General features: G+C 53.8%; 27 protein-coding genes. 6 read left to right on the top strand and 21 right to left on the bottom strand.

Annotated elements, in window-relative coordinates; genetic code table 11:
* Window positions 1–123 precede the first annotated feature (123 nt).
* From BLP78_RS16310 to BLP78_RS13960, 4 genes are all read left to right on the top strand, one after another.
* Window positions 124–300 carry a hypothetical protein gene (locus BLP78_RS16310; RefSeq protein ID WP_371128890.1) on the top strand — a complete coding sequence of 59 codons (177 nt, stop codon included), beginning with the start codon at window positions 124–126 and terminating at the stop codon, window positions 298–300.
* Window positions 297–671: an REP-associated tyrosine transposase gene (locus BLP78_RS13950; RefSeq protein ID WP_371128891.1), complete on the top strand. Its 375-nt coding sequence runs from the start codon at window positions 297–299 to the stop codon at window positions 669–671. Before BLP78_RS16310 ends, BLP78_RS13950 begins: the two co-directional genes overlap by 4 nt.
* 59 nt (window positions 672–730) lie before the next feature.
* A complete protein-coding gene (locus BLP78_RS13955) occupies window positions 731–1,276 on the top strand; it encodes a peroxiredoxin (protein ID WP_176752875.1) in 546 nt (181 codons plus the stop codon).
* A gap of 118 nt (window positions 1,277–1,394) precedes the next feature.
* Complete coding sequence (locus BLP78_RS13960) at window positions 1,395–1,790, top strand: TraR/DksA family transcriptional regulator (protein ID WP_090460185.1); 396 nt, start codon at window positions 1,395–1,397, stop codon at window positions 1,788–1,790.
* On the opposite strand, the gene BLP78_RS13965 is transcribed toward BLP78_RS13960, so the two are convergent.
* From BLP78_RS13965 to BLP78_RS14035, 15 genes are all read right to left on the bottom strand, one after another.
* On the bottom strand, window positions 1,787–2,413 hold the full coding sequence (locus BLP78_RS13965; RefSeq protein WP_090460187.1) for a Smr/MutS family protein: 627 nt from the start codon (window positions 2,411–2,413) through the stop codon (window positions 1,787–1,789). The genes BLP78_RS13960 and BLP78_RS13965 overlap by 4 nt on opposite strands.
* Before the next feature lie 45 nt (window positions 2,414–2,458).
* Window positions 2,459–3,409: a thioredoxin-disulfide reductase gene (gene trxB, locus BLP78_RS13970; protein ID WP_090460189.1), complete on the bottom strand. Its 951-nt coding sequence runs from the start codon at window positions 3,407–3,409 to the stop codon at window positions 2,459–2,461.
* Between the two features lie 97 nt (window positions 3,410–3,506).
* Complete coding sequence (gene alaS, locus BLP78_RS13975; protein ID WP_090460192.1) at window positions 3,507–6,095, bottom strand: alanine--tRNA ligase; 2,589 nt, start codon at window positions 6,093–6,095, stop codon at window positions 3,507–3,509.
* A 61-nt stretch (window positions 6,096–6,156) separates the two neighbouring features.
* The gene (locus BLP78_RS13980; RefSeq protein WP_256330298.1) at window positions 6,157–6,519 is read right to left on the bottom strand and encodes a hypothetical protein; all 363 of its coding nucleotides are present in this window, start codon (window positions 6,517–6,519) and stop codon (window positions 6,157–6,159) included.
* A complete protein-coding gene (gene recX / locus BLP78_RS13985; protein ID WP_090460194.1) occupies window positions 6,516–6,968 on the bottom strand; it encodes a recombination regulator RecX in 453 nt (150 codons plus the stop codon). The genes BLP78_RS13980 and recX overlap by 4 nt, the downstream gene beginning before the upstream one ends.
* 34 nt (window positions 6,969–7,002) lie before the next feature.
* Window positions 7,003–8,025, bottom strand: a complete 1,023-nt coding sequence (gene recA, locus BLP78_RS13990) for a recombinase RecA (RefSeq protein WP_072768833.1) — start codon at window positions 8,023–8,025, stop codon at window positions 7,003–7,005.
* A gap of 184 nt (window positions 8,026–8,209) precedes the next feature.
* Window positions 8,210–9,547 (bottom strand): tetratricopeptide repeat-containing S1 family peptidase, encoded by a 1,338-nt coding sequence (locus BLP78_RS13995; protein ID WP_090460196.1) that lies wholly within the window; start codon window positions 9,545–9,547, stop codon window positions 8,210–8,212.
* A 338-nt stretch (window positions 9,548–9,885) separates the two neighbouring features.
* Window positions 9,886–10,065 (bottom strand): hypothetical protein, encoded by a 180-nt coding sequence (locus BLP78_RS14000; RefSeq protein WP_090460198.1) that lies wholly within the window; start codon window positions 10,063–10,065, stop codon window positions 9,886–9,888.
* Between the two features lie 274 nt (window positions 10,066–10,339).
* Window positions 10,340–10,849: a CinA family protein gene (locus tag BLP78_RS14005; protein ID WP_090460200.1), complete on the bottom strand. Its 510-nt coding sequence runs from the start codon at window positions 10,847–10,849 to the stop codon at window positions 10,340–10,342.
* A 51-nt stretch (window positions 10,850–10,900) separates the two neighbouring features.
* Window positions 10,901–11,359 carry a phosphatidylglycerophosphatase A family protein gene (locus BLP78_RS14010; RefSeq protein ID WP_256330300.1) on the bottom strand — a complete coding sequence of 153 codons (459 nt, stop codon included), beginning with the start codon at window positions 11,357–11,359 and terminating at the stop codon, window positions 10,901–10,903.
* A gap of 142 nt (window positions 11,360–11,501) precedes the next feature.
* The gene (gene thiL / locus BLP78_RS14015; protein ID WP_090460237.1) at window positions 11,502–12,482 is read right to left on the bottom strand and encodes a thiamine-phosphate kinase; all 981 of its coding nucleotides are present in this window, start codon (window positions 12,480–12,482) and stop codon (window positions 11,502–11,504) included.
* An 11-nt stretch (window positions 12,483–12,493) separates the two neighbouring features.
* A complete protein-coding gene (nusB, locus tag BLP78_RS14020; protein WP_090460204.1) occupies window positions 12,494–13,009 on the bottom strand; it encodes a transcription antitermination factor NusB in 516 nt (171 codons plus the stop codon).
* 10 nt (window positions 13,010–13,019) lie between these two features.
* Window positions 13,020–13,502, bottom strand: a complete 483-nt coding sequence (gene ribH / locus BLP78_RS14025) for a 6,7-dimethyl-8-ribityllumazine synthase (protein WP_025041494.1) — start codon at window positions 13,500–13,502, stop codon at window positions 13,020–13,022.
* 149 nt (window positions 13,503–13,651) lie between these two features.
* A complete protein-coding gene (ribBA, locus tag BLP78_RS14030) occupies window positions 13,652–14,782 on the bottom strand; it encodes a bifunctional 3,4-dihydroxy-2-butanone-4-phosphate synthase/GTP cyclohydrolase II (protein WP_090460206.1) in 1,131 nt (376 codons plus the stop codon).
* An 18-nt stretch (window positions 14,783–14,800) separates the two neighbouring features.
* Window positions 14,801–15,391, bottom strand: coding sequence for a riboflavin synthase (locus BLP78_RS14035; RefSeq protein ID WP_090460208.1), 591 nt, complete (start codon window positions 15,389–15,391; stop codon window positions 14,801–14,803).
* A gap of 296 nt (window positions 15,392–15,687) precedes the next feature.
* Between BLP78_RS14035 and BLP78_RS14040 the strand changes: the two genes are divergently transcribed.
* The gene (locus BLP78_RS14040) at window positions 15,688–16,947 is read left to right on the top strand and encodes an ATP-binding protein (RefSeq protein WP_090460210.1); all 1,260 of its coding nucleotides are present in this window, start codon (window positions 15,688–15,690) and stop codon (window positions 16,945–16,947) included.
* A gap of 2 nt (window positions 16,948–16,949) precedes the next feature.
* On the top strand, window positions 16,950–17,510 hold the full coding sequence (locus BLP78_RS14045; protein ID WP_090460213.1) for a response regulator transcription factor: 561 nt from the start codon (window positions 16,950–16,952) through the stop codon (window positions 17,508–17,510).
* Between the two features lie 28 nt (window positions 17,511–17,538).
* Here BLP78_RS14045 and ribD read toward each other — a convergent pair whose 3' ends face one another.
* The 6 genes from ribD to dnaA all read right to left on the bottom strand — a co-directional run bounded on the left by ribD (window position 17,539) and on the right by dnaA (window position 25,930).
* The gene (gene ribD, locus BLP78_RS14050; RefSeq protein ID WP_090460215.1) at window positions 17,539–18,621 is read right to left on the bottom strand and encodes a bifunctional diaminohydroxyphosphoribosylaminopyrimidine deaminase/5-amino-6-(5-phosphoribosylamino)uracil reductase RibD; all 1,083 of its coding nucleotides are present in this window, start codon (window positions 18,619–18,621) and stop codon (window positions 17,539–17,541) included.
* Window positions 18,622–18,733: 112 nt separating this feature from the next.
* Window positions 18,734–19,213: a transcriptional regulator NrdR gene (gene nrdR / locus BLP78_RS14055; RefSeq protein WP_090460218.1), complete on the bottom strand. Its 480-nt coding sequence runs from the start codon at window positions 19,211–19,213 to the stop codon at window positions 18,734–18,736.
* Window positions 19,214–19,302: 89 nt separating this feature from the next.
* Window positions 19,303–20,559, bottom strand: coding sequence for a serine hydroxymethyltransferase (gene glyA, locus BLP78_RS14060; RefSeq protein ID WP_090460220.1), 1,257 nt, complete (start codon window positions 20,557–20,559; stop codon window positions 19,303–19,305).
* Between the two features lie 78 nt (window positions 20,560–20,637).
* A complete protein-coding gene (gyrB, locus tag BLP78_RS14065) occupies window positions 20,638–23,064 on the bottom strand; it encodes a DNA topoisomerase (ATP-hydrolyzing) subunit B (RefSeq protein WP_090460221.1) in 2,427 nt (808 codons plus the stop codon).
* Between the two features lie 135 nt (window positions 23,065–23,199).
* Window positions 23,200–24,309: a DNA polymerase III subunit beta gene (gene dnaN / locus BLP78_RS14070; RefSeq protein ID WP_090460223.1), complete on the bottom strand. Its 1,110-nt coding sequence runs from the start codon at window positions 24,307–24,309 to the stop codon at window positions 23,200–23,202.
* 202 nt (window positions 24,310–24,511) lie between these two features.
* Window positions 24,512–25,930 carry a chromosomal replication initiator protein DnaA gene (gene dnaA / locus BLP78_RS14075; RefSeq protein WP_371128892.1) on the bottom strand — a complete coding sequence of 473 codons (1,419 nt, stop codon included), beginning with the start codon at window positions 25,928–25,930 and terminating at the stop codon, window positions 24,512–24,514.
* Window positions 25,931–26,054 lie beyond the last annotated feature (124 nt).

Below are 26,054 nucleotides of genomic sequence, written 5' to 3' on the forward strand. Positions count from 1 at the left end.
TTCAGGATGGGACGGCTTCCCCAGTGAACTGATGATGTTACTTGCACCTTCAATCAAAATCAGAACAATTTCAATCATACAAGGATGGGTGGAGCGTAGCGTAACCCATCAAAATCCATATGCATGACACATTGCATCATGACCGAATACCGGCGTAATTTCGTCAAGGGCGGCAGCTACTTTTTTACGGTGGCGCTGGCGGACCGCAGACAACGACTTCTGGTTGATCACATTGACGCTCTACGTGGGGCCTTCGCCGAGTTAAAGCTTTATATCCTTTTACCATTGATGCTATTGTGATTCTGCCGGAGCATTTGCACTGCGTCTGGACTTTGCCAGAGGGAGATGCGGATTATCCCGAACGGTGGCGGCGCATCAAGGGAGGATTTTCACGCCATGTGCCGAGCTGCGGTCTGCGCTCTCCCAGCAAAAAAGTGAAGGGCGAACGCGGCATCTGGCAGCGCCGCTATTGGGAGCACACGTTGCGCGATGAGACGGATTGGCAACGTCATATTGATTATATTCATTACAATCCGGTCAAGCATCGGCATGTTGAATGGGTTGTCGATTGGCCGTTTTCCACGTTTCATCGTTATGTCGAAGCCGGTGTATATCCCAGGGACTGGGCTGGAAGTGGTAAGGTGGGTGACGGCGGATTTGGTGAGGTGTGAAATATTCAAGTGATGGGTTGCGCTTTGCTTCACCTATCCTACTATTATGGGAGGACGTGATGAAATCAGTGACAATGTTGGCGACGTTGATGGCAATGGTTCTGCTCTTTTCGGGTCATGCGGTACGTGCTGAAGCGGCTGAACCGCTTAAAGTTGGTCAACCTGCACCGGATTTCAGTCTTCCCGACCAGAACGGCAAAACGCGTGCGCTTGCGGATTTTCGTGGGAAGTGGCTGGCGTTGTATTTCTATGTAAAGGATGATACGCCCGGCTGTACCGAGCAGGCGTGCAAGTTTCGCGATGATATCCATGAGCTTACTGATCTGGGTGCGCAAGTCGTCGGCGTGAGCGTGGACGATACCGCCAGTCATGCCGATTTTGCCAAGAAATATCATTTGCCATTCCCGCTTCTGGCGGATAGCAAGGGCGAGATTGCCGCCCGTTACGATTCACTCCGGGGCGACGGAAGTTTGGCGAAACGCAATAGTTTTTTGATCGACCCGCAAGGCAGGATTGCCAAGGTTTATTTGTCGGCCAGTACTTCGCGCAATTCTGCGGAGATAATCGAAGATTTGAAGAAATTGAAAGGTTCAGCCGGTTCATGAAACGTTCCGCGCGGCTCCGGCTTTGGCTGTAGAAAGGGTTAATGGCATGGCTCTGCTTAAGTGCACCATTTACGTGCACCGTTGGAGAATGCAGAATCCACTATAAGGGGATGACATCATGGCAAACCTGACCGACGATCAACTGGCACAACTGAAAGCAGCGCTGCAGCAGCGTTATCTGGAATTGCGCGAAGAAATTCGCAGCGAACTGGAGCGTTCCGGCAATCAGCATTACGCGGATCTGGCCGGTAGCGTGGCTGATCCCGGGGATGCGTCGGTTGCCGATTTGCTGGTGGATTTGAACGCGAACCTCGTTGACCGTCAGGTAAATGAGATACGCGAGGTGGAAGCAGCGCTAAAACGCCTGGCTGAGCTGGATTTTGGCGACTGCGTCGAGTGTGGCGGTGAAATCAGGTTTGAGCGACTCATGGCTTATCCCACCGCGCAGCGATGTGTGCGTTGCCAGGAATTGCACGAAAAGACGTATTCACACGAGAACAATCCCACCCTTTAAGGCACCTGCGAATAAGCCCCATGCGCCGGCGCCTTGAGCAGCACCAGCACGGCGCCGCTGCCGCCATCTTCCGGCCTGGCCTGGCAGAAAGCCAGTACATCGCTACGCTGGGCGAGCCAGCTTCCCACCCTGGCTTTTAAAACCGGCTCATGATTCCTTGAACTCAGACCTTTGCCGTGTATGACTCGCACGCAACGCGCGCCGCGTATGCGACTGGCATCCAGAAACGCCGCTAGTTGCGGGCGGGCTTCGTCACGGGTGAGGCCGTGCAAATCAAGCTGTGCTTCAATCTTCCAATAACCGCGCCGCAGCCGCCGCAAAGTCTGGCGCGGCATGCCTGGGCGAAGAAATGCCCATTCGTCGCCCGGTTCCATCTCGAGCGAGATATAGTCCGAGAGCGAATCGACCGGCACGGTCTGTCCGTCGTCCGGAGTCTGGCGTGGTATAGGCTTGGGATGCTCGACAGTCAGGGGTATTTTATCGGAGGGCGCCAGCGGTGCTACGCCGCGAACCGCATCGCGAAACAGGGCGGTATCGGCCTCATCAAGGGTCGATTCGGCTCCTCGAGCCTTTGCAGGCTCGATTGCGAGCTTGATTGCCGCTTTCTTTCCCCGCCGTTTCATACGTAATCTTCAATCTGCGGTTGCTCAATTGCTGATCAATTGTGGCTACGCCAATGCATCCAGGTATTTTTCCGCATCCAGGGCCGCCATGCAACCGGTTCCCGCACTGGTCACCGCCTGGCGATAGATGTGGTCTTGCACGTCACCCGCCGCGAACACGCCGGGAATGCTGGTTGCAGTGGCGTTACCCTCGTTTCCGCTGCGCGTGATGATATAGCCGTTTTTCATTTCCAGTTGGCCCTGAAAGATATCTGTGTTGGGCTTGTGGCCAATGGCGATGAATACGCCTTGCAAATCCAGGCTCTTGGTTGAGTTGTCCTGGACATTTTTAATGCGCATGCCGGTGACGCCGGATTTATCACCCAGCACTTCATCCAATACATGGTCAAGCTCCAGCTTGACGTTGCTGTTTTTCACCTTGTCCATCAATTTGTCTATGAGGATTTTTTCAGAGCGGAATTTTTCGCGCCGGTGGACCACAGTGACCTTGCGCGCGATATTGGAAAGATAAAGCGCCTCTTCCACTGCCGTATTGCCGCCACCTATGACAGCCACGTCCTGGCCCTTGTAGAAAAATCCGTCGCAAGTCGCGCAGCCGGACACGCCCCTGCCCATGAATGCTTCCTCAGAGGGCAGCCCCAGGTATTGGGCTGAGGCGCCAGTGGCGATAATCAGGGCATCGCAAGTATAGGTGCCCTGGTCGCCGATCAGGGTGATGGGCCTGCCTGTCAGGCTGGCCGTATGGATATGGTCGAAAAGGATTTCGGTGTTAAAGCGCTCGGCATGTTTCTGAAAACGTTCCATCAGTTCCGGACCCTGCACGCCCATTGCATCGGCTGGCCAATTATCGACGTCGGTAGTGGTCATGAGCTGGCCGCCCTGGGCCATGCCGGTGATGAGCACGGGGTTGAGATTAGCGCGCGCGGCGTAAACCGCCGCGCTATAGCCGGCAGGGCCGGAACCGAGGATGAGAAGGCGGGAGTGCTTGCTGGTCATGTTTTATATATGGGGATTATTATTCAAAAAAACAGGTTCAATTGCTGAGGAGGCAGCGCAGTATCGCGAGGCTTTTCCAAAAAATTCCTGTCGCTTCTTACAGCCGTTGTTCAACCCAGCCGGCAACGCTTTCCAAAGCAGCGGGCAGATTATCGGGCTGGGTTCCACCCGCCTGAGCCATGTCGGCGCGCCCGCCGCCCTTGCCACCCACTTGCTGTGCCACGAAATTGACCAGTTCGCCTGCCTTCACCTTCGTCGCCAGGTCGGAAGTAACGCCTGCGATGAGCTTGACTCTTCCATCTTCTATCGCACCCAGCACCACGACGCAGGGCTGTAATTTATTCTTGAACTTGTCCAGCGCTTCGCGCAAGGTCCGGGAATCCGCATCGTCCAGGCAAATTGCGAGCACTTTTGCGCCTTTAACCTCGCGGGCCTGCCCGGCAAGGTCGTCACCTTGCGAACTGGCGAGCTTCGACTTCAGGCGCCCGAGCTCTCTTTCCAGATGTTTCACGTTATCGAGAATCTGCGTTATGCGCGCGGCCGCTTCCTGCGGTTGCACCTTCACCGCGTCCGCTACCTGCTGCAATTGCGACTCCCGTTCCTGGATGTAAGCCAGTGCATTCTCGCCCGTCACTGCTTCCAGACGACGAATACCCGCAGCCACGCCCGATTCGGCCACGATCTTGAAGAGCCCGATATCGCCGGTACGCTTGACGTGCGTACCGCCGCACAGTTCACGTGAAGTACCGATATCCAGCACGCGCACTTCGTCGCCATACTTCTCGCCGAACAACATCATCGCGCCTGTTTTCCTGGCATCCTCTATTGTCATCAGGCGCGCCGTGGTCGCTGCATTGGCCAGGATTTCGGCATTCACCAAAACTTCCACCTGGCGAATTTCCGCATCCGTCACAGGCTGGTTGTGCACGAAGTCGAAACGCGTCTTGCTGGCATCGACCAGCGAGCCTTTTTGCTGCACATGGGCGCCTAATACCTGGCGCAGCGCCTTGTGCATCAAGTGCGTGACGGAATGGTTGCGCTCCGTGCGTGCCCGCGCGTCGCGATTGACCTTCGCCAGCACCCTATCGCCGGTGACCAGCCGCCCGCTACGCATCAACCCTTTATGACCAAATACATCGGCCTGGATTTTTTGCGTATCCGATACGGCAAAGGTGCCATTGGCCGGGTGCAGTTCGCCGCTGTCTCCTACTTGCCCGCCGGATTCGGCGTAAAAGGGCGTGCTGTCGAGTACAACCACCGCCTCATCCCCGGCCTCGATGAAGTCGACCCGGCTACCTTCCTTATAGAGGGCAAGAACTTGCCCTTCATGCTGCAGGTTTTCGTAGCCATGGAACGCGGTTGAGGGCCCGCTGTACGTTATCCCATCCTGCATGGTGAATTTGCTCGTTGCCCTGGCACGCTCGCGCTGGCGCTCCATGGCTCGCTCAAACCCGGCCTGGTCTATTTCGATGCCGCGTTCACGCGCAATATCCGCGGTGAGATCCAGCGGAAAACCGAAGGTATCATAGAGCCGGAACAAGGCTTCGCCATCCAATAGCCGGCTTTCCTGGCAAAGTGCTGCTTCAAGCAACTGCATACCGTTTTCCAGCGTTTCGGCGAAACGTTCCTCTTCCTGCTTCAGTACCGCCTCGATACGAACCCTGGCGTCCACCAATTCCGGATAGGCTTGCCCCATCACACGTGCCAGTTCTTCCACCAGCAAGTAAAGGAAAGGCTGCTTTTGCCCAAGCTTATAGCCGTGGCGAATGGCACGGCGGATGATGCGCCGGAGCACGTAGCCGCGGCCCTCATTGCCGGGTATCACGCCATCGGCGATGAGAAAGGCGCAGGCACGGATGTGATCGGCAATCACCTTGAGGGAACTGCTGGATAAATCGACGGTGTTCGTTACTTGCGCCGCCACCCTGATCAGATCCTGAAACAAATCGATCTCATAATTGCTGTGGACCTGCTGCATGACCGCGGAAATACGCTCCAACCCCATGCCCGTGTCTACAGACGGCCGGGGGAGCGGATGCAGCACGCCCGCGCTATCCCGGTTGTATTGCATGAATACCAGATTCCATATTTCGACATAGCGGTCGCCCTCTGCCTCGGGCGTGCCCGGCGGGCCGCCTGCGATCTCCGGACCATGATCGTAGAAAATCTCGGAACAAGGGCCGCAGGGACCGATATCGCCCATCTGCCAGAAGTTGTCCATGGTGGCGATGCGCGTGAAGCGCGAGGCGTCAATGCCCACCTCGTTAAGCCAGATATCGGCGGCTTCGTCGTCTTCTGCATAGACCGTGATCCACAGTTTCCCTTCAGGAATCTTCAGGACAACGGTAAGAAATTCCCACGCGAATTTGATGGCCTGGCGTTTGAAGTAATCGCCGAAGCTGAAATTGCCCAGCATCTCGAAAAACGTGTGATGCCGCGCGGTGTAGCCTACATTTTCGAGGTCGTTGTGCTTGCCGCCCGCACGCACGCAGCGCTGCGAACTCGTCGCGCGCACATAAGGCCGCTTATCCTGGCCGAGAAATACATCCTTGAACTGCACCATGCCCGCATTGGTGAACAATAGCGTGGGATCGTTGCCGGGGACGAGGGGGCTCGACGCCACGACCGTATGGCCGTGCGACTCGAAGAATTCAAGAAATTGTTGCCTGATTTCGCTGCTTTTCATCTCGACTTCTTTTGAACAATAATGAACTTCAACCACGCCTATGGCACGCCTGCTGTCTCGGCTAGTGCCGCGCTATTTCCGTTACCGTCGTTCCCAGCGGTTCGCCATTGATAATTGCAATATTTGCAACCTTTACTCGCACGCTGATTTTTTCATCGACTTTCGGCAGATCGCCTTCGGTCAAAATATCGATTTCTCCGCTGTCATCTTTCAATACATACGACTTCAGATTTAATAACGGAAGCCGCGTAGGCGCTTTTACCACGCCGTGAAGCACGACCTCCTTGCCGTCAAAATTTGCGGGGGAGGCGTTTATTTCACTGATGGGAGTGGCATTCATGGGATTGCAACCACCCAGCACAACTCCCGCAGTCGCAATTGCCAGAATGATTCGAACCAACCGGTGAGCCAAGCGGTCTGTCAAGCTTCTTCCTTATCAGGATTACGCAATACCTGCCGTATCACTTCCGTCGTAAAACCGCGCCCCACCAGGAAACGCATCTGCCTGCCGAGTTCTTTTGCGTCGGCGGGTATCACACCAAACTTTTTTCGCCACACTTCGCGTGCGTTATCCTGCTCAGCTTCCTTGATGTTGGGCAACACCGCGGCGATTAAATTCTCTGCAATACCTTTTTCACGCAGCTCATGCACTATCCGCTGACTGCCGAATCTACCCCTGCGAATGTGTACCACGTGCTCGACCATGCGAGCCGCAGATAGAAAGCCTCGCTGCTCAAGCGTGTCCAGCATGGAGGAAAGTTCTTCGGGAGTTTGGGCATGACGAGCGAGCTTTCTTTCCAGCTCCCGCCGGGAATGCTCCCGCCGGGCCAAATAACCCAGCGCGCGGGTTTTCAGGCTCGGCGCGCGCGTCATGACGGCCTCGACGATGCAATAAAATACGCTGCGACTACTCTGCGTTCGCGGTTTCGACAGCCGGATTGGCGACGCCTACGGCCTCGCGGACCCTCGCTTCTATTTCCATCGCAATGTCGCGGTGTTCTTTCAGAAACTCGCGCGCATTATCCTTGCCCTGGCCTATTTTTTCGCCCTTGTAGGAATACCAGGCCCCGGCCTTCTCGACCAGCTTATGCTGTACGCCCAACTCGACGATTTCGCCTTCACGCGAAATGCCTTCTCCGTAGAGAATATCGAATTCCGCCTGCTTGAATGGCGGTGCAACCTTATTCTTTACCACCTTCACGCGCGTTTCGCTGCCGATTACCTCGTCGCCTTTCTTGATGGAACCGGTGCGGCGTATATCGAGGCGTACCGACGCATAGAATTTCAATGCATTGCCGCCGGTTGTGGTTTCGGGACTGCCGAACATGACGCCGATTTTCATGCGTATCTGATTGATGAAAATTACCATGGTATTGCTGCGCTTGATGTTGGCGGTAAGTTTGCGCAAGGCCTGGGACATCAATCTCGCTTGCAGGCCCATCTGCGGTTCGCCCATTTCCCCCTCTATCTCCGCTCGCGGCGTCAAGGCGGCGACCGAGTCCACCACCACTACATCAACCGACCCCGAGCGCACCAGCATATCGGCGATTTCCAGCGCCTGTTCGCCATTGTCGGGCTGGGAAATCAATAATTCCTGTACGTTGACACCGATTTTTTGCGCATACTGGGGATCGAGCGCGTGCTCCGCATCGATGAATGCGGCCGTACCCCCCATCTTTTGCATTTGCGCAATGACTTGGAGGGTGAGGGTGGTTTTGCCGGAGGACTCGGGGCCGTAGATTTCGATTACCCGGCCGCGGGGCAGCCCGCCTACGCCCAGCGCGATATCGAGACCGAGCGAACCCGTGGAAATTACCTGGATGTCTCTGGCAACCTCGTTGGCGCCCAGGCGCATGATCGAACCTTTGCCAAACTGCTTCTCGATCTGGGAGAGGGCCGCCGCCAGCGCCTTGCTTCTGTTTTCATCCATGAGGTTTTTCCTTTGTAGGGTAGGGTGAATTATCGCATAGGTGACCTCGGCCGGGAAGCGGGAGGGGAATGACAACGTGTTTGGCCTGCCTGATTTAACCTTTATTCACACGTTAAAGCTGGAGTATGCACCGATGAGTTGATTGGAACCGGTTATTTCGCTTCGGCATTATTCAAGACAGGATTCAGGGCAGGATATAAGTGTTGAAATACCGCTCCGCTCTCGTCGGGTCCAGCTTGCGTAGGGTCTGATAAACCTCCCTCATCTTGTCTCGCTCATCCAGGCGCGCATAGGCTACGCCCAGGCTATACCAGGCCTCGGCATTCTCCGGCTGAATACGCACCGTTTCCCGATAGGCCTCGATCGTCTCGCCATAGAGTTTCAAGGCGTCGTAGGTATTGCCCAGACTGTACCAGGCGTCGGGATTCGCGGGCTGTATGCTTAGCGCATCCCGATAGGCATGTACCGCATATGCGTACTGTTTGATGTTGTAGTAGGTATTGCCCAGGTCGTACCAGATTCCGGCATTGTCCGGCTGCATGCGTAGCGCATCCTCATAGGCCCGGATCGCGTTATCGTATTCTTTGAGATTGGCATAGGCTACGCCCAGGCTATGCCAGGCGTCGCCATATTCGGTCTCGTTGTGTATGGCTTCTCGATAGGCCGGAATCGCCTGGTCATATTGCTTGAGGTTGGCAAAAGCAGTCCCTACGCTAAACCACGCCGCTGCATTTGCGGGATTGCGCTTGACCTCCTGCCGGGAGAGTTTCAGGAGCCCGTGCCAGTCAGCTTTCTTTTCCAGTGCCAAGGCATGGCTAAGCCAGTTTATTCCATTTTTTTTTGCTGGCGCCGAGGCTGTCGGCTCCTCCTTTGCCAATTTACTTATCCAATCCACCGGTAGGGCGAAAGTGAGATGCTGACCTTCTATAAACCGGCGCGAGAGGATCCCGATCAATCGCCCCTGATCGTCGAACAACCCGCCGCCACTGGACGCCGGGGAAACGAGGGCAGATATCTCGATGTATTGCGAGCCCTGATACGGCCGCAAGCTGGATATCACCCCGTCGCTCAGGATCGGTTCCCGTCCCTCCCGCGCTCCTTGCGTACCGATCGCATAGACGCGCTGGCCGGTTCTGAGCTTTTTAGCCGTACCCAAGACGATGGGCACAGCTTGCATCCGGGGCACTCTCAACTGGCAAAGATCAAGGTCTGGCCGGGCGTATTGCAGCACGGCCTTGAAGGTACTGCCGGGTTTTCGCACCTCTCCTTGCTTCCCTTCCTTGACTACCTGGCAAGTGGTTATCACCTCGTCTTCCCCGATCAACACGCCGCTGCCCGGGCCAATGCGATTACCGCCGGCGTCAACCATGTCCACGGCAACGACGGAGGGCCACACCCGCAAGAAGATCTGGTCAGGGGTCTCTGAGACATGGCGCGCTTTGGCGGTGGCATTAGCCACGGCAAGGGGCAAAATCATGCCGTACAGGAAGGCTCCAAGCACGACGGGATAGATGAATATCATGGCTCTTCTATTTTAATTCAGATGCACCATGGTATATCGCAATATGCTCAATGCGAATTTTCTCGATAAAAAACAACCGAAGAAGTATCTCGGGAAAATATGTTGCCCCGAATTATTGATAACCGAGCCAAGCGAAGGTTATCGACATGAGCAAACGTGAGAAACGGATTTATCTTGAATCGATACGCAGCCGCTATCGGCGGCCGGGCGCGCTGACAAGGAAATGATACCGGACGCGCTCCGCTCGGTTTGCGGTTTCGGCGCAAGTACGCCATCCGGCTCTTGAATCAAGCCCGACAAATCGGCACGTCACCCGGCGGCCTTCTCACCACTTTTGTCTACAATGTTTGGGCTATGGCCTGCAACCGATGGATGTGCCGCAAGCCCTGGTAGGCCATGCCGCCGTGGTTACCGCACGATGAGGTACGCTTCGATACGCTGGACGAGTCGACTTCAAAGCTTATGGAAATTTCGCCAGCCAGCATCGACCGCTTGCGCAAACCGGCCGGATGCGACATCCGAGGGGTTTATCCGGGACCAAGCCGGGCACGCTGAAAATCAAATCCCGATTCGCACGGCGCGCTGGGATATCACGCCGTCCGACTCATGGATGTATTACTTTTCACCACACGTTGGCTACGGTTGCCGTTCTACCTTGGGCTATTTCTTGCCCAATGCTTGTGTGTACCCAATTCCGGGTCGAACAGGTTGATCTGATCGGGGCTGTGATGTGGGTAACCAGGCTGCGCCACAGTAAAGGAAAGCCAGGAATTCCCATTGATCGATGCCTGTTTACGCGACTTTCGGTGGGATGCTATGTAACAGGTCTATTACACCCTGCAGCGCTCCCGCGACTGATTGGCGTCTTATCTCCTCGCGGTTGCCGCTGAAATATCGCGTTTCGGTGAGTGCCATTCCTTCTTTCATTATCCAGGCAAAACATACCGTTCCTACCGGTTTTTCCGGTGTGCCACCCTCGGGACCGGCAATGCCGGTAATGGACACCGCGACCTGGGCGTGGCTTCGCGCAATCGCGCCCGCCGCCATTTCGGATGCGGCCTGCTCCGATACCGCGCCATATTGCTCGAGAGTCGCATCGCTCACACCCAGCATTTCATGTTTTGAGCGGACAGCATAGGTGATAAAGCCGCGTTCATACCAGGCTGAGCTTCCGGCTATCGATGTGATGACCTGGCCCAGCCATCCTCCGGTACACGATTCGGCTGTCGCCAGCAGTAACTCCTCCTGGGCTAGCGCTATCCCTGCCTGTCTGGCGAGATCCTGAAGTATCATGTCATCCATGTCATCAACCCCTTCCGAATTTACTCCTTGCAATGATCCGTATCAGATGACCTATATGACAAACGCTTTCCATGCGGCCAGGCAAAGCAGTGTCAGGAACGCGGCCAGCAAGTCATCGAACATCACGCCGAAGCCGCCGCGCAATGTTCTATCGTAATATCGGATCGGCGGCGGCTTGATTATATCGAACAAACGAAAAAGCAGAAATGCGGATGCCTGCCATCGCAGGTCATGAGGCGTAAAAAGCAGTATCAGCAGAAAAGCGGTTATCTCGTCCCAGACCATGCCCCCATGATCGTGATTACCGAGTGCCTTTCCGGTAACGCTGCACGCCCAGATGCCAATGATAAATAAGGCAACGATCAGCAGGAGAAATTCAACCGGATCGAGGAAGAGAGCCAAAATCCAGAACAAAGGGAATGCAACCAGCGTTCCCACCGTACCGGGCGCAACCGGGCTCAAGCCGGCGCCGCCGCCAAATGCGATGAAATGCGCAGGATGGCTCCGCACAAAATCCTTATTGGGATGCGGCCGGACGGGTTCGGATTGCGCTAAAAGCTCGGGCCCTTCAGATTTTGGGATTGGCTCGACCTCCGGCTCAGGTGCTGGCCGGCCATCGATTTGGCCACCTATCCGCTTATCATCGCCGTTGTCAGAGTGACTGCTCGACATGGAAGTGGTCATACCCTTTTACCTCGACCTTGACTGCCCCGCCTGCCGCATCCAGCACGACCAGGCCCGCGCCTTCGCCGATTCTGCCGATGCGGGTGAGTTGAACCCCCTCTTCGCGGGAGAGCATTTCGATTTTTGCGCGCGCAGTCCGGGGGGCGGTAAAGCAGAGTTCGTAATCATCGCCGCCAGCCAGCAAACACTTCTTGGCCAATGGATGAGGGAGGCGTTTTTTGATTGATGCCGAGCAATTTATCTCATCCATGTGAATGATAGCCGCGACGTTTGAATTTTGCAGAATATGCCCCAGATCGGCCAACAACCCGTCAGAAATATCGATGGCGCTGTGGGCAAGACCAATCAGTCGCTGCCCCAGGGCAACCCGGGGCATGGGGCTGTGCAGCGCGGAAAGACACTCGTCGACTTCGCCGGCTTCAAGCACAATGCGTTGCTGCTGGTGAGCGAGCCCCAGCGCGGCATCGCCCAGATGGCCCGATACCCAGATATCGTCGTCCGGCTTGGCACCGCTGCGACGCAATGCTTTTCCTTTGGCCACTTCACCCATGATGGTAACGCAGATATTGAGCGGTCCCTTTGTGGTATCGCCGCCGATAAGCTCTACCTGATGCGTGTGGGCAAGCCCGAAAAATCCACTGGAGAATGCTTGCAGCCATTCCTCATCCCCCGCCGTTTTTTCGGGAAGTGCCAGCGAAAGAGTGGCCCAGCGCGGCGTTGCCCCCATCGCTGCCATGTCTGAAAGATTCACCGCCAACGATTTGTGGCCCAGCTTGCATGGATCGGCATTCGCGAAAAAATGCTGGCCAGATACCAGCATATCGGTGGAAACCGCCAGCTCCATATCTGTCGCCGGCTTGATGAGTGCCGCATCGTCGCCTATCCCTAACACCGCGCTGGGCGCCGGCCGGGAAAAGTATTGCTGGATGATTTCGAATTCGGAATGCACTTTCAAGGAGATCAGGCCCTTGCATTGACCTCGGCCACACGGAGCTTGGCTGCCAATTTATCCAATACACCGTTCACATATCTATGTCCATCGGTGCCGCCGTAGCTTTTGGCGAGCTCCACCGCTTCATTGATGACTGCTCGATAGGGTATTTCAGGATGACTTTCCAGCTCGTGGGTACCGAGGAGCAGTATGGCAATCTCCACTGGACTGAGTTCCTTGAAAGGCCGGTCGAGATAAGGCTGAATATGCTTCTCCAGTTCCGCAGCATTCGCCAGAACGCCTCGCAGCAAACCTGAAAAATATTTCTCGTCTGTCCTTGGAAATTCTTTGGTCTCGCGCAGTTGCGTTTCGATGGCCTCAAGGGTTCCACCCGCCACGCACCATTGATAAAGTCCTTGCAAAGCCAGTTCACGGGCTAGCCGGCGCCGGGTTTTCCGACCCGGCCTGATTGTGGCTGCTCCCGAATCTCCCACGTGTTCTGACGACGGGGTTGTCTGTTTGGCGACCGGTTTTGTCTGTGTCATTGGATAATGCTTATTGGGTCACTTCGTCGAGGTCTCGCATCAGATTAGCCATCTCTATCGCGACCAAGGCTGCCTCGGTTCCTTTATGGCTCATACGCGCCAATGCCTGGTCATCGGTATCGGTGGTGAGGATGCCGTTGGCGATAGGGATGCCGGTGTCCAATTGCACCGCGGCCACGCCGCTAGTGGATTGATTGGATACGACCTCGAAATGATAGGTGTCGCCGCGTATCACCGCGCCCAATGCTATCAGCGCATCAAACTGGTCGGTCAAAGCCATCTTTTGCAGCGCCATGGGAATTTCCAGCGCGCCGGGAACCGTCACCAGCAGCATGCCCGATTCCTCCACGCCGCGCTTCACCAGCTCCGCAGTGCAAGCACTAAGCAATCCGTCGCTCACATCGATGTTAAAACGACTCATAACGATGCCGATACGTAACTCTCCGCCGTTAAGATCGGGCTCAAGTTCAAGAATGTTTTCGTAACGTGCCATGTTTTACTCCTTTAAACAAATCTGACAGCAACAGATAAACGTGCCAACCGGTCATTAAACAATCGGCCACCAGGCGCATTCACCCGAATTTTCCCAGCTGCTCCGGATATCCTTTGACAATATTTCCCGACCCGTGCCGATGCATTGCGCTAGTCCGACTTTAGCGGCTTGGTAACCGGCTTTTTTTCCTCCGGCTCCAGATATCCGGTTACTTCGAGTCCAAAACCCGCCATGCTCGGCATTTTTCGCGGGACGGCCAGCAACCGCATCTTGCCCACACCAAGATCCTTGAGTATCTGTGCGCCTATACCATAATCGCGCAAGTCTGTCCTGGCGGCAACGCGATGTGTGGATTTCGCCGGCATCACGCGTTCCATCAGCTCAGCCGCGCTTTCCCTGCAATGCAGCAGGACGATCACGCCGCTACTCGCGCCCGCGATTACCTGAAGCGTATCGTTTACATTCCAGGAATGCGTCTCGTCACTGATATCGAGCAGATCCATAACGGAAAGCGGCTCATGCACTCGCACCAGCGTTTCAGTAACGGGATCGATCGTGCCTTTCACTAACGCCAGATGAGTGGCGTTAACCGTTTTATCGAGATAGGCAACGAGGCGGAATTCACCGTGAACCGTCCGGATGGGGCGCTCGGCCACGCGCTTGACAAGACTTTCAGTACGACTGCGGTAATGAATGAGGTCTGCGATCGCGCCAATTTTGAGCTGATGCTTTGCGGCAAATTCGACCAGATCCGGCAGACGCGCCATACTGCCGTCGTCCTTCAGGATTTCGCAGATTACGGAGGCGGAACTCAACCCCGCCAAATTTGCCAGGTCACAACCGGCCTCGGTGTGGCCGGCACGCACGAGCACCCCCCCGGTTTGCGCCATCAACGGAAAAATGTGCCCTGGCTGGACAATATCATCGGGCGTCGCATCCGGATTTACCGCCACCTGCACGGTACGTGCGCGATCACCCGCTGAAATACCGGTGGTAACGCCGCTGGCCGCCTCGATGGAAACCGTGAAATTCGTACCCAGCGGCGAGCGGTTGGCCACCACCATCAGCGGCAGATTCAGTTTGCGGCAGCGCTCCTCGGTCAGCGTCAAGCAGATCAGGCCCCGCCCATGCGTCGCCATGAAATTGATCGCTGCCGGGGTGACGAAATCGGCGGCCAGGATCAGGTCTCCTTCATTTTCCCGGTTTTCCTCATCCACGAGGATTACCATCTTGCCGGCCTTGATGTCGGCAATTATTTCCTGAATCGAGCTGATTATCATGTCAAATTTCAGTCATTCTCATGCAATTCCCATCAATCGCTCTACATATCGCGCCAACATATCCACTTCCAGGTTTACTTTCGCGCCCATTTTCAGATTCTTCAATGTCGTAACGGCCAAGGTGTGAGGGATGAGATTGATCTCCAGCTCGTTTCCCGCTACCCGGTTCACCGTCAGGCTGACGCCGTTCACACAGATTGAACCCTTTCTGGCAATATACTTTAATAATGCATCCGGCGCCTTGATCACCAGGGTATAACTTTTGCCTGCGGGCTCCAGCTTGATGACTTCGCCGCTTGCGTCCACATGGCCGCTCACCAGATGGCCGTCAAGCCTGTCGGACAACAATAACGCCCTTTCGAGGTTGACTTGCCCGCCGGGCTTATCCAGGCCTTCGGTACAGCCCAATGTCTCGCGTGAGACATCTACAGAAAACATGTCGTTTGCTATACCGGTAACGGTAAGGCATACACCATTTACTGCAATGCTATCCCCCGTTTCCACCTCTTCCAGGTTCAGCATGCCTGGCTCAATGCTCAAGCTTATGCCGCCCTCCAGGGAACGGACTTGCTTAATCTCGCCGACAGCTTCGACAATTCCGGTGAACATCAAGCGCTCTCCGCTCTTGAATACGATAATCTCATTGCCTGCGTCTGCTCATATATTAGGTGTGCGGCAATTTGCCGCATAGTCGTGGGTGGCAATATACGCTAATGTTCGGGGTATCCCTGAACAAATCATGCTTGAAGCGCCCGGTTGGCAACCCAGCTGATAAAATAAGCATGAACAGACACACGGCTATGCGCGTAGCCGTAGCCTGACCTACGGTACAAAACCGGGAGTTTCCCCTGTTGTTCCTGAAGCTACATCATACACAAAGACACCGCACACAGACCAGCAACAGAATGTTCAGTGACCTCAGCCAGTCGCCCTTAAGCAAGAATTTGCAGCGCTTGTTCCTGCTCAGGAATATCGTGATTGCCGCGCAGTGCATGACTTTTGCGCTGGCGTACTGGGTGCTCAACATGCAGTTGCCCTGGGCGGAAATGGTGGCGGTAACGGTGATGCTGGCCGTGTTGAATCTGGCCACATGGATACGCCTGCGCCGCAAATGGCCGGTCTCGAGCATCGAGTTTTTCGCTCAGCTGCTGGTTGATGTTTTTGCATTGAGCGCACTGCTGTATTTCAGCGGCGGGTCGACAAACCCGTTTATATCGCTGTATCTCCTGCCGCTGACGATAGCCGCCGCCGCACTGCCCTGGGCCTACACGTGGGTGATGGCTGCCGTTACAATAAGCTGCTATACGCTGATGCTGTTTTATTACCTGCCGCTGCCGCATGATCATGAGGAACACAACAGCGAGTTCAACCTGCATGTGTCGGGCATGTGGTTGGCCTTCGTATTAAGCACCATGTTGATCGCCTGGTTTGTTGTCAAGATGGGCATATCCATCCGCGAGCGCGACAAGGATCTGGCACTGGCACGCGAACAGGCGCTGCGTAACGAACAGATCATTGCATTGGGCACGCTGGCGGCCGGCGCCGCGCATGAGCTCGGTACGCCGCTGGCGACGATGGCGATTGTCACCGGGGAACTGCAGGATGAATATAAAGAGAACCGCGAATTTCAAGACAATATCAGGATACTGCGCGATCAGATCACCCAGTGTAAACATACGCTGACACAATTACTGGCCGATGCCGGACAAGCACGAGCCGAGGAGGGCAGCGGCCAGGCTGTCGATTCCTTTTTGCGACAGGTGCTGGATAAATGGCAATTGATGCGACCTTCCGTCCAGTTTACTTACCATGACAACGGCGTACAGCCTGCTCCACAGATACTCAATACGCAATTGCTGAGCCAGTCGATTTTAAATCTGTTGAACAATGCGGCGGACGCCTCCCGGAAACATATCGAGATCGAAGTCAGCTGGAACTATCAGGAACTGCATCTTCAGATTCTCGATTATGGCGACGGATTAACCGGAGAAGCCGTGCAGCGCGCAGGCCAGCCATTCTTTACGAGCAAAGCCTCGGGGCAGGGTTTCGGGATAGGTTTATTTCTGGCAAATGCGAATATCGAGCGGTTTGGCGGCAGGGTACGCCTGACCAATCGGGTAGGCGGCGCCTGTACTCAAGTTACATTACCCCTGATACGGCAATAGATATGACAACGTTATCAACAGCGGAAGTGGATGACCGCCCCGCATTACTCATTGTCGACGACGACTTGACTTTTTGTACGGTACTTGCGAACGCAATGACTAAACGCGGATTCAACGTTACGTGTGCACATACCGTCGAGCAGGCCCTGGAGTGCGTCGAGGCATGTACCCCTGAGTATGCCGTTATCGACCTCAGACTGCCCGGCACTTCAGGATTGACCCTGGTTGAAAAATTGAATGCGCTTGATCCTGGTACCCGAATTGTCATGTTGACCGGTTATGCCAGCATTGCCACCGCAGTGGAAGCAATCAAACTCGGGGCAATGCATTATCTTGCCAAACCGGTCGACGTCAATGAAATCATGATGGCGTTCGAGCGCACCACAGGTGATGCGGATGTTCAGATCAGTGCGCATCCGTTATCCGTCGGCCGCCTTGAATGGGAGTATATTCAGCGTGTGTTAAATGAGAATAAAGGCAATGTTTCCGTAACGGCAAGAGCACTGAATATGCATCGGCGCACCTTGCAACGAAAGCTCACCAAGAACCCTGCCAAAACATAAAATATGGTCCGAACGGTTTTCAAGCGACTTATGAAAAACCGCCGGTGAGCCGTATATCCGCCCCCACCATCCGCACATCATTTATCTTGAGCGCGCGCTTATCCGCAAGATTTGCCAGTTCGGGCAATTTCATCATGCCGCGCGCCGCATCACCTACCAGACACGGCGCGAGATAAATTACCAGCTCATCCACCAGCCCCGCATTGATGAGAGAGCCGTTCAGTTTGAAGCCTGCCTCGATCAGCACTTCGTTTATTTCAAAATCGGCAAGCTGCCGCATCATGCCGGCGAGATCAACACCGCCATCTTCTCCCGGCAATACGATGACACGAGCGCCCACCTCGCGCAATGCCATGATTTTTCCCTCGCTGGCGGTCGCGGTAAAAATCAGTTCTCCGCCGCCACGCAGCAGCCCGGCATCCACCGGAATATCGAGCCGGCTGTCGACTACCACCCGCAACGGCTGCCTGGAGGTGTTTACATGACGTACCGTGAGTTGCGGATCGTCCGCCAGGACCGTGCCGATACCGGTTAAAACCGCGCAAGAGCGGGCACGAAGACGATGACCGTCGCGTCGCGCCGCTTCACCAGTTATCCATTGGCTAGTGCCATTGTTGAGTGCGGTTTTGCCGTCGAGGCTCGCGGCAATTTTCATCCTGATCCACGGACGCCCGCGTGTCATGCGCGAGATAAAACCGATATTGAGTGCCCTTGCTTCCGCTTCCATCAGCCCGGCTTGCACCTCTATCCCTGCCGCTTTCAGGGATGCACAGCCTCTGCCTGACACCAGGGGGTTCGGATCTTCCATGGCTATTATCAGTTTCGCAATGCCGGCCTTGATCAATGCTTCGGTGCAAGGGGGAGTTCGTCCGTGATGACTGCAGGGCTCCAGAGTGAGATATGCGGTCGCGCCTTGCGCTGCACCGGTAGCGGCAAGCGCATTTATCTCGGCGTGATGCCCACCTGCACGTTCGTGCCAGCCACTGCCGATGACCTGATCGTTGCGCACCAGCACACAGCCTACTCGGGGATTAGGGCTTGTGCTATAGAGTCCTTTTTCGGCAAGCCGCAAAGCTTGGGCCATAAATCTGTAATCGGTTGACGAGAACATAGGCGGTCCATAATTTCAATTGATCGAAATTGCGGAAAGATTTACGGCTCCGTCCGATTATTTTTTTATCCCAGCAAAGATCAGAAAAATAACGGATGTGCTGGCGTTACCCTCAGGATTTTTTTTCTTCTCTTTTTTTCTGTGGTTTTTGCAGTTCTTTGATCGCATTGTGAAAATCATCTGCGTCCTGGAAACTTTGGTAAACCGATGCAAAGCGGATATAAGCGACTTTGTCCAGCTTGTAGAGTTCCTCCATCACCATCTCGCCAATCCTGCGCGTGGGGATCTCGCGTTCGCCCAGGTTTAAAAGTTTTTGCACAATGCGATCCATCGCTCCGTCCACATCCGCGGTCGGGACCGGGCGCTTGTGTAAAGCTCGCACGAAGCTCGTCAGCAATTTTTTGCGATCGAACTCAGCGCGATTACCGTCCTGTTTTACCACTTGAGGTAAACGCAATTCCACCGTCTCGTAAGTGGTAAACCGTTTATCGCAGGTGAGACAACGGCGACGACGACGTATCTTGTCGCCTTCCTCGCTGACGCGGGAATCTATCACGCTTGTGTCATCTGCGTTGCAAAACGGGCATTTCATGACACAAATTCAGAGAGTGAATAGATGCGACCCGCCGATCGAAGGTGCTCAGCGGACATGGGTCGATATAATGCGTGCATGTAACGCAATCAGCAGTTTGTTCCGTATACCGGGAATTTTGCACAGAGTGCTTTTGCCTTTTCCGCCACTTGCGAAATCACCGCGACATCCGTAGGCGCGTCCAGCACATCGGCGATCAGATTTGCCAATTGTTCCGCTTCTATTTCCGTAAAACCGCGCGTGGTGATCGCAGGCGAACCAATACGGATTCCGCTGGTGACAAAAGGTTTCTGCGGATCGTTGGGGATGGCATTCTTGTTGACGGTAATGTGCGCCCGCTCCAAAGATTCCGCCGCCAGCTTGCCTGTAATATACTTGGAACGAAGGTCCACCAGAAACATGTGGCAGTCGGTGCGTCCCGATACGATGCGCAGTCCGCGCTCCTGCAACACCTTGGCCATTACGCGCGCGTTGTCGATCACCTGTTCCTGGTAATCCTTGAACTCTTTACTCGCGGCTTCTTTAAACGCTACCGCCTTGGCCGCAATCACGTGCATTAACGGACCCCCCTGGGTCTGGGGAAAAATTGCGGAATTCAGCGCTTTCTCGTGCTCCGGCCTGGCCAGGATCACGCCGCCGCGCGGCCCGCGTAACGTCTTGTGCGTAGTGCTGGTGACAAAATCGGCAATACCGACGGGATTAGGATAAAACCCTGCCGCCACCAACCCGGCGTAGTGAGCCATGTCTACGAACAGGTAAGCGCCTACTTCATCCGCGATCTTGCGAAAGCGTTTCCAATCTATCACAAGCGCATAAGCGGAAGCGCCCGCTACAATCATTTTGGGCTTGTGTTCGTGCGCCAGGCGGGCCACCTCGTCGTAATCGAGCTCTTCGGTTTCGGGATCCAATCCGTATGAAACGGCGTTGAAAATTTTTCCGCTGAGATTGACTGAGGCGCCATGCGTCAAATGGCCGCCATGGGCGAGCGACATGCCGAGCAGCGTATCCCCGGGCTTCAATGCCGTTAAATATACCGCGGCATTGGCTTGTGAACCGGAATGCGGCTGAACGTTGACGTACTCCGCACCAAACAATGCTTTCAGCCGGTCTATCGCAAGCTGCTCCACAACGTCTACATATTCACAGCCGCCGTAGTACCGCTTGCCGGGATAACCCTCAGCATATTTATTCGTCAGCACCGATCCCTGCGCTTGCATCACTGCAGGGCTGGCATAATTTTCCGAGGCGATCAACTCGATATATTCTTCCTGGCGTTGTACTTCACCTTTTATTGCTTGCCAGAGATCGGGGTCGACCTTTTCCAGGGTCAGTTTCGGGGACAGCATGTCGATTAAGTCCTTGATATTATTTTAATAAAAAATGGATAGATAATTATCTTGCCGAATTTTCCATCGTTATTACGACTATACGTCGAGATTTCTTACTCCCAATGCATTGTTTTCGATGAATGCACGCCGCGGCTCGACCACGTCACCCATCAAGGTGGTGAAAATTTCGTCGGCAGCGATGCTATCCTCGATCTGGGCACGCAACAATCGGCGACTTGCGGGATCCATGGTGGTTTCCCATAGCTGTGCCGGGTTCATTTCACCCAAGCCCTTGTAGCGCTGGGTGCCAATGCCCTTTTTTACCTCCTGCAGCAGCCAGTCAAGCGCTTGTTTGAAATTATTTACCGCTCGTTTTTGTTCACCGCGTCTGACGTAGGCCGTTGGCCCCATCAATCCATCGAGCGCTTCAGCGGTTTGCTTGATTTGAGCATAGTCACCGCTCTGCAGAAATTCCTGATCAAGGTAGGTGGTGCGAACATTGCCGTGATGCATGCGGGAAATTTCCAACCGAAACTCTTCGGTGGCTGCATCGTATTCCGGTGTAATTTTTACCCTGGAAACATGCGCTGCGAGCCTGGCTGCGCTTTCAGCGGCGAGGTGCTCGCTGCTTAAGTCGATATCAGGATGCAGGAACAACGCATGCATTACTTCGCTGTCGATAAGGCGGCTCATGCGCTCGATCACGGCTTCGGCCAGCAGGTATTCATTGGCGATCTTTTCCAGCGTCTCTCCGATGAGAGGCGGCTGATCTTCCTGGTTATGCAATTCGGCTCCGTCTAGCGCCAGACCCAACAGGTATTGCTTGAGTTCGTGGTCGTCCTTGACGTAGCGTTCCTGCTTGCCGTGCTTGATCTTGTACAAAGGCGGCTGGGCAATGAATATATGGCCACGCTCGATCAATTCCGGCATTTGCCGGTAGAAAAAAGTAAGCAGCAAGGTGCGGATGTGCGACCCATCCACGTCCGCATCGGTCATGATAATGATGCGGTGGTAACGCAATTTGTCGGGATTGTATTCGTCCTTGCCGATTCCGGTGCCAAGCGCGGTAATGAGAGATGCGATTTCCTGCGACGAAATCAATTTGTCGAAACGGGCTCTTTCGACATTCAGGATTTTTCCTTTCAACGGCAGGATCGCCTGAAATTTTCGGTCGCGCCCCTGCTTCGCCGAGCCGCCTGCGGAATCCCCTTCGACCAGATACAGCTCAGAGAGCGCGGGATTTTTTTCCTGGCAGTCGGCAAGCTTTCCGGGCAACCCCATGCCATCCAGTACGCCTTTACGCCGAGTCAATTCACGCGCCTTTCTCGCTGCTTCGCGTGCTCGCGCCGCATCGATGATTTTACCGCAGATCGTCTTGGCATCCAGCGGTTGCTCCAAAAGGAACTCCGCCAATTTTTGCGATACGATTTCCTCCACCGCGGGTCGGACTTCCGAGGAGACGAGTTTTTCCTTGGTTTGCGAGGAAAATTTAGGCTCGAATAATTTCACGGACAAAACACAGGATAGACCCTCGCGCATATCGTCGCCGGAAGTTTCAATTTTGGCTTTTTTTGCCACCTCGTTTTTTTCGATATAGTTGTTGAGCGTGCGCGTCATGGCAGCGCGCAACCCGGTGAGGTGGGTGCCCCCATCCTTTTGGGGAATATTATTGGTAAAGCATAACACCTGTTCGGAATAGCTATCGTTCCACTGCATCGAGACTTCAACCATGATGTTGTCTTTTTCACCTGAAGCATAGAAAATATTCGGATGAAGAACCGACTTGGTGCGGTTGACATATTCGACGAAGCTTCTTACGCCTCCAACGAAAGCGAAAATTTCTTCCTTGGCGTTGCGCTGATCAACCAGATGAATTTTAACGCCGTTGTTGAGGAAGGAAAGTTCGCGCAGACGCTTTGCAAATATATCATAGTGATATTCAATATCACCGAAGATTTCCTTGCTTGCCAGGAAGTGTACTTCCGTACCGCGGCGTTCGGTCTTGCCGGTGACAACCAGCGGCCCCACGGGAACACCCATGCGAAACTCGATCTGATGAACCTGCCCGTTTCGGCGGATAGTGAGGCGCAACCATTCCGATAAGGCATTGACCACGGAAACGCCAACGCCATGCAGCCCTCCTGATACTTTATACGAATTGTCGTCGAACTTGCCGCCGGCATGCAGTTCAGTCATGACAATTTCGGCGGCTGAGCGTTTCAATTCGTCATCGTGCTTGATACCGGTAGGAATACCCCGGCCATTGTCCTGTACGGTCAGCGAATTATCGGGATGAATGATCACGGAGATTTCGTCACAATGACCCGCTAGCGCTTCATCAATGGCGTTATCCAGCACTTCGAATACCATATGATGCAAGCCGGTGCCGTCACTCGTATCGCCTATGTACATGCCCGGCCGCTTGCGCACGGCATCAAGCCCTTTCAGGATTTTGATGCTGTCCGAACCATAAGCGGTCGAACTTTCATTTTTTTGCTGTCGAGTGCGGTTTTTGTCGTTCATTATCCTGTTCCTTCAGTTGTCTTCAGTTTCACGTGAAACGTGGACCGGCTTCCATTCCACCTGTCCGGCAAGAATACCTCCGCAAAACTGGTTTTAAATAGCGGGTCGGCGCAATTGACGGGGTTGCTCTGTTGTCTATATCCGCATCGGCATCACGACATACTTGAAATCATTGTTGCCGGGGATGGAAATAAGCGCACTACTGTTGGCGTCGCCGAATGCGCATCGTACCGTCTCGCAATTCAGGTGGTTCAATACATCGAGAAGGTAGGTGATATTGAAGCCTATATCCAGCGCTTCGCCTTCATACTGAAGCTCCAGCTCTTCCTGCGCTTCTTCCTGCTCACTGTTATTACACACAATACGAAGATTACCCGATGTCAATATCAGACGGACGCCGCGAAATTTTTCATTGGATAAAATCGATGCACGCTGCAGCGTCTGCAGGAGCAGCAGCCGATTTATATCAAACTGTTTCTCGTAGCCTTCCGGGATGACACGGTTGTAATCGGGAAATTTGCCATCCACAACTTTGGATACCAGTATCACATTTGAAAAGGTGAAGCGGACCTGATTTTGCAGGAATTCCACTGTGACAGGCTCATCAACCTCATTCAACAACCTGGAAAGCTCCAGCACCACTTTGCGCGGCAGGATGATTTCTTTTTTTTCCTGAGGCGCTGGCAGCAACATCAAGGCAAATGCCAGGCGGTGACCATCCGTAGCGACAACCTTCAGATAATTTTCCTCCATCAGTAAAAGGAGGCCGTTCAAATAATAACGGATGTCCTGCTGCGCCATCGCATATTGAACCATGGACAGGATATGTTTCAGCTCTTTCTGCTGAATTGTTATTTTTGCCTGGGGTTCCGTACTTTCGGGAAACTTAGGGAAATCCTCGACGGGCAGGGTTTGTAAATTAAAACGGCTTTTTCCCGCTTTCGCATGAAGCCTGTTTTCACCGGTTTCCAGCGTTACTTGAACCTTATCCGGAAGGGCTCGCAATATATCCTGGAGTTTTTTCGCCGGTACCGTAACCGAGCGTTCTTCACCTGCCGGATTAGCGTCTTCGACGGAGGTGGTTATCTGAATTTCCAGATCAGTCGCAATAAACGAAATTTTCTCCTGCTTTCGTTCTATCAGCACGTTGGAAAGTATCGGCAACGTATGGCGACGCTCGACAATACCAGTAACCGTTTGCAACGGTTTAAGCAAAGTATCCCGATCTGTTTCTATTAGTTTCATTGTATTAAAAACCTAAATAATAGTTAATAAAAGCGGGGTAAGTCCGGTATTAATAAAAAAAATGGTGTTGCATCAGCCGGTTACCCTTTATTTTTTTCCGGTATCAAGCCGGTATGGTCTGTGGGTGGTTTGTGGATAGAATTGCCGCCTCGAAAAAAAAACGAGTTATCCCCAAATCATCCTCTTGCTGTCCTCGCTGTTATCAACCGCGCAGAATGTGCAGCAACGCATTAAAGTCTCGATTGATCGCCGGGTCCGATGCGCGTAATTCGGCAATTTTCCGATATCCGTGCAGTACGGTGGTGTGATCCCTGCCACCAAAGGCTTCACCTATATCAGGCAGGCTCAGCGGGGTCAGTTCCTTGGCCATGGCCATGGCCATTTGTCGTGGTCTCGCAACGATGCGTGAACGTTTTTTTGAATACATTTCAGCCACTTTGATTTTATAGTAGTCCGCAACCGTCTTCTGTATATTTTCAATGGAAATTTGACGATTCTGTACCGCTAGCAGATCTTTCAATGCTTCTCTCGCCAAGTCCAGCGATAACGAATGGCCGGTAAAACGGGAGTAGGCCAGCACTCGTTTCAGTGCGCCTTCGAGTTCACGCACATTGGAACGAATATGCTTGGCTATGAAAAAAGCGACGTTTTCATCCAGAACGATATTTTCCATCAACGCTTTTTTTAGCAGAATGGCGACACGCATCTCCAGTTCCGGCGGCTCCACTGCCACGGTCAAGCCCCACCCAAAACGGGAAATCAATCGTTCTTCCATACCCGAAATTTCTTTTGGGTAAGAGTCGCAGGTGATGATTACCTGTCTATGTGCTTCGATCAGTGCATTGAACGCATAGAAAAATTCTTCTTGCGTACGGTTCTTGCCACCGAAAAACTGGATGTCGTCTATTAGCAGTACATCAAGGGAATGATAGTATCGTTTGAAATCATCAAAGGCTTTATGTTGGTAAGCCCTTACTACATCGGAAACATACTGTTCAGAATGAATGTACCTGACCTTGGCCGTGCTGTTATGTTCCAGTACAAAATTACCGATTGCCTGGATCAGGTGCGTTTTTCCCAGCCCGACGCCACCGTAGATAAAAAATGGGTTGTAAGCGGTGCCTGGACGTTCTGCAACCTGAATGGCACCCGCGCGCGCCAGTTGATTTGCTTTGCCGGTAACGAAATTATTGAAGGTGAATGATGGATTCAGACGGCTCGGATTTTTTTCACGTTTTTCTCTTGCGTCCATGGCAAATTTTTGCACCGACACCACAGGTACGCCAAACGCGGCAGAATTTGAAGATTGCGTTGCAGACGGTAACACCGCATCGGTATTTTCAGCAGCCCGAACAGTTGTTTTTACCGAAATCGGGTCAGCAAGCTTCAATTGAAAACGAATAGCTTGAGGAAAATGCAGTCCCGCCATTTGTTCGATGCGGGACAAGAAATTGTCCTTGACCCATTGCATGACGAAGCGGTTGGGAGCGATGACGACTGCGGTTGACTCGTGAGTATTATGCGATACCTCCAGGCGCAACGGCTTGATCCAGGTATTGAATTGCTGGGCACTCAGCTCTTTCTCAAAATGTTCAAGACAGGAAAGCCAAAAGGTATCCATTGCAGGCATGATTGTCATTACTGATTGGGGAAGAAGCGGAAATCGGGAGTCTAAAGCGAAAGCGCAGGTGAGGAGTGCATTTTAGACCGTTCCTCCCGACTTATCCACAGGGTGAGGAAAAAAT

Origin of the sequence: Nitrosospira sp. Nsp1, assembly GCF_900100985.1 — a bacterium.
In the GTDB taxonomy this organism is placed as follows: Bacteria; Pseudomonadota; Gammaproteobacteria; order Burkholderiales; family Nitrosomonadaceae; genus Nitrosospira.

Coding starts and splice junctions, on each gene's coding strand:
- BLP78_RS13960 (WP_090460185.1), top strand. CDS start 1,395: ATGGCAAACCTGACCGACGATCAACTGGCACAACTGAAAGCAGCGCTG.
- alaS (WP_090460192.1), bottom strand. CDS start 6,095: ATGAAAAGCAGCGAAATCAGGCAACAATTTCTTGAATTCTTCGAGTCG.
- ribD (WP_090460215.1), bottom strand. CDS start 18,621: ATGTTCTCGTCAACCGATTACAGATTTATGGCCCAAGCTTTGCGGCTT.
- BLP78_RS14000 (WP_090460198.1), bottom strand. CDS start 10,065: ATGTCGCATCCGGCCGGTTTGCGCAAGCGGTCGATGCTGGCTGGCGAA.
- recA (WP_072768833.1), bottom strand. CDS start 8,025: ATGGATGAAAACAGAAGCAAGGCGCTGGCGGCGGCCCTCTCCCAGATC.
- dnaA (WP_371128892.1), bottom strand. CDS start 25,930: ATGGATACCTTTTGGCTTTCCTGTCTTGAACATTTTGAGAAAGAGCTG.
- trxB (WP_090460189.1), bottom strand. CDS start 3,409: ATGACCAGCAAGCACTCCCGCCTTCTCATCCTCGGTTCCGGCCCTGCC.
- nusB (WP_090460204.1), bottom strand. CDS start 13,009: ATGACACAGACAAAACCGGTCGCCAAACAGACAACCCCGTCGTCAGAA.
- BLP78_RS13965 (WP_090460187.1), bottom strand. CDS start 2,413: ATGAAACGGCGGGGAAAGAAAGCGGCAATCAAGCTCGCAATCGAGCCT.
- BLP78_RS14035 (WP_090460208.1), bottom strand. CDS start 15,391: ATGTTCACCGGAATTGTCGAAGCTGTCGGCGAGATTAAGCAAGTCCGT.
- BLP78_RS13995 (WP_090460196.1), bottom strand. CDS start 9,547: ATGATATTCATCTATCCCGTCGTGCTTGGAGCCTTCCTGTACGGCATG.
- dnaN (WP_090460223.1), bottom strand. CDS start 24,309: ATGAAACTAATAGAAACAGATCGGGATACTTTGCTTAAACCGTTGCAA.
- BLP78_RS14040 (WP_090460210.1), top strand. CDS start 15,688: ATGTTCAGTGACCTCAGCCAGTCGCCCTTAAGCAAGAATTTGCAGCGC.
- nrdR (WP_090460218.1), bottom strand. CDS start 19,213: ATGAAATGCCCGTTTTGCAACGCAGATGACACAAGCGTGATAGATTCC.
- ribBA (WP_090460206.1), bottom strand. CDS start 14,782: ATGATAATCAGCTCGATTCAGGAAATAATTGCCGACATCAAGGCCGGC.
- ribH (WP_025041494.1), bottom strand. CDS start 13,502: ATGGCACGTTACGAAAACATTCTTGAACTTGAGCCCGATCTTAACGGC.
- BLP78_RS14005 (WP_090460200.1), bottom strand. CDS start 10,849: ATGGATGACATGATACTTCAGGATCTCGCCAGACAGGCAGGGATAGCG.
- recX (WP_090460194.1), bottom strand. CDS start 6,968: ATGACGCGCGCGCCGAGCCTGAAAACCCGCGCGCTGGGTTATTTGGCC.
- gyrB (WP_090460221.1), bottom strand. CDS start 23,064: ATGAACGACAAAAACCGCACTCGACAGCAAAAAAATGAAAGTTCGACC.
- glyA (WP_090460220.1), bottom strand. CDS start 20,559: ATGCTGTCCCCGAAACTGACCCTGGAAAAGGTCGACCCCGATCTCTGG.
- BLP78_RS16310 (WP_371128890.1), top strand. CDS start 124: ATGACACATTGCATCATGACCGAATACCGGCGTAATTTCGTCAAGGGC.
- BLP78_RS13955 (WP_176752875.1), top strand. CDS start 731: ATGAAATCAGTGACAATGTTGGCGACGTTGATGGCAATGGTTCTGCTC.
- BLP78_RS14045 (WP_090460213.1), top strand. CDS start 16,950: ATGACAACGTTATCAACAGCGGAAGTGGATGACCGCCCCGCATTACTC.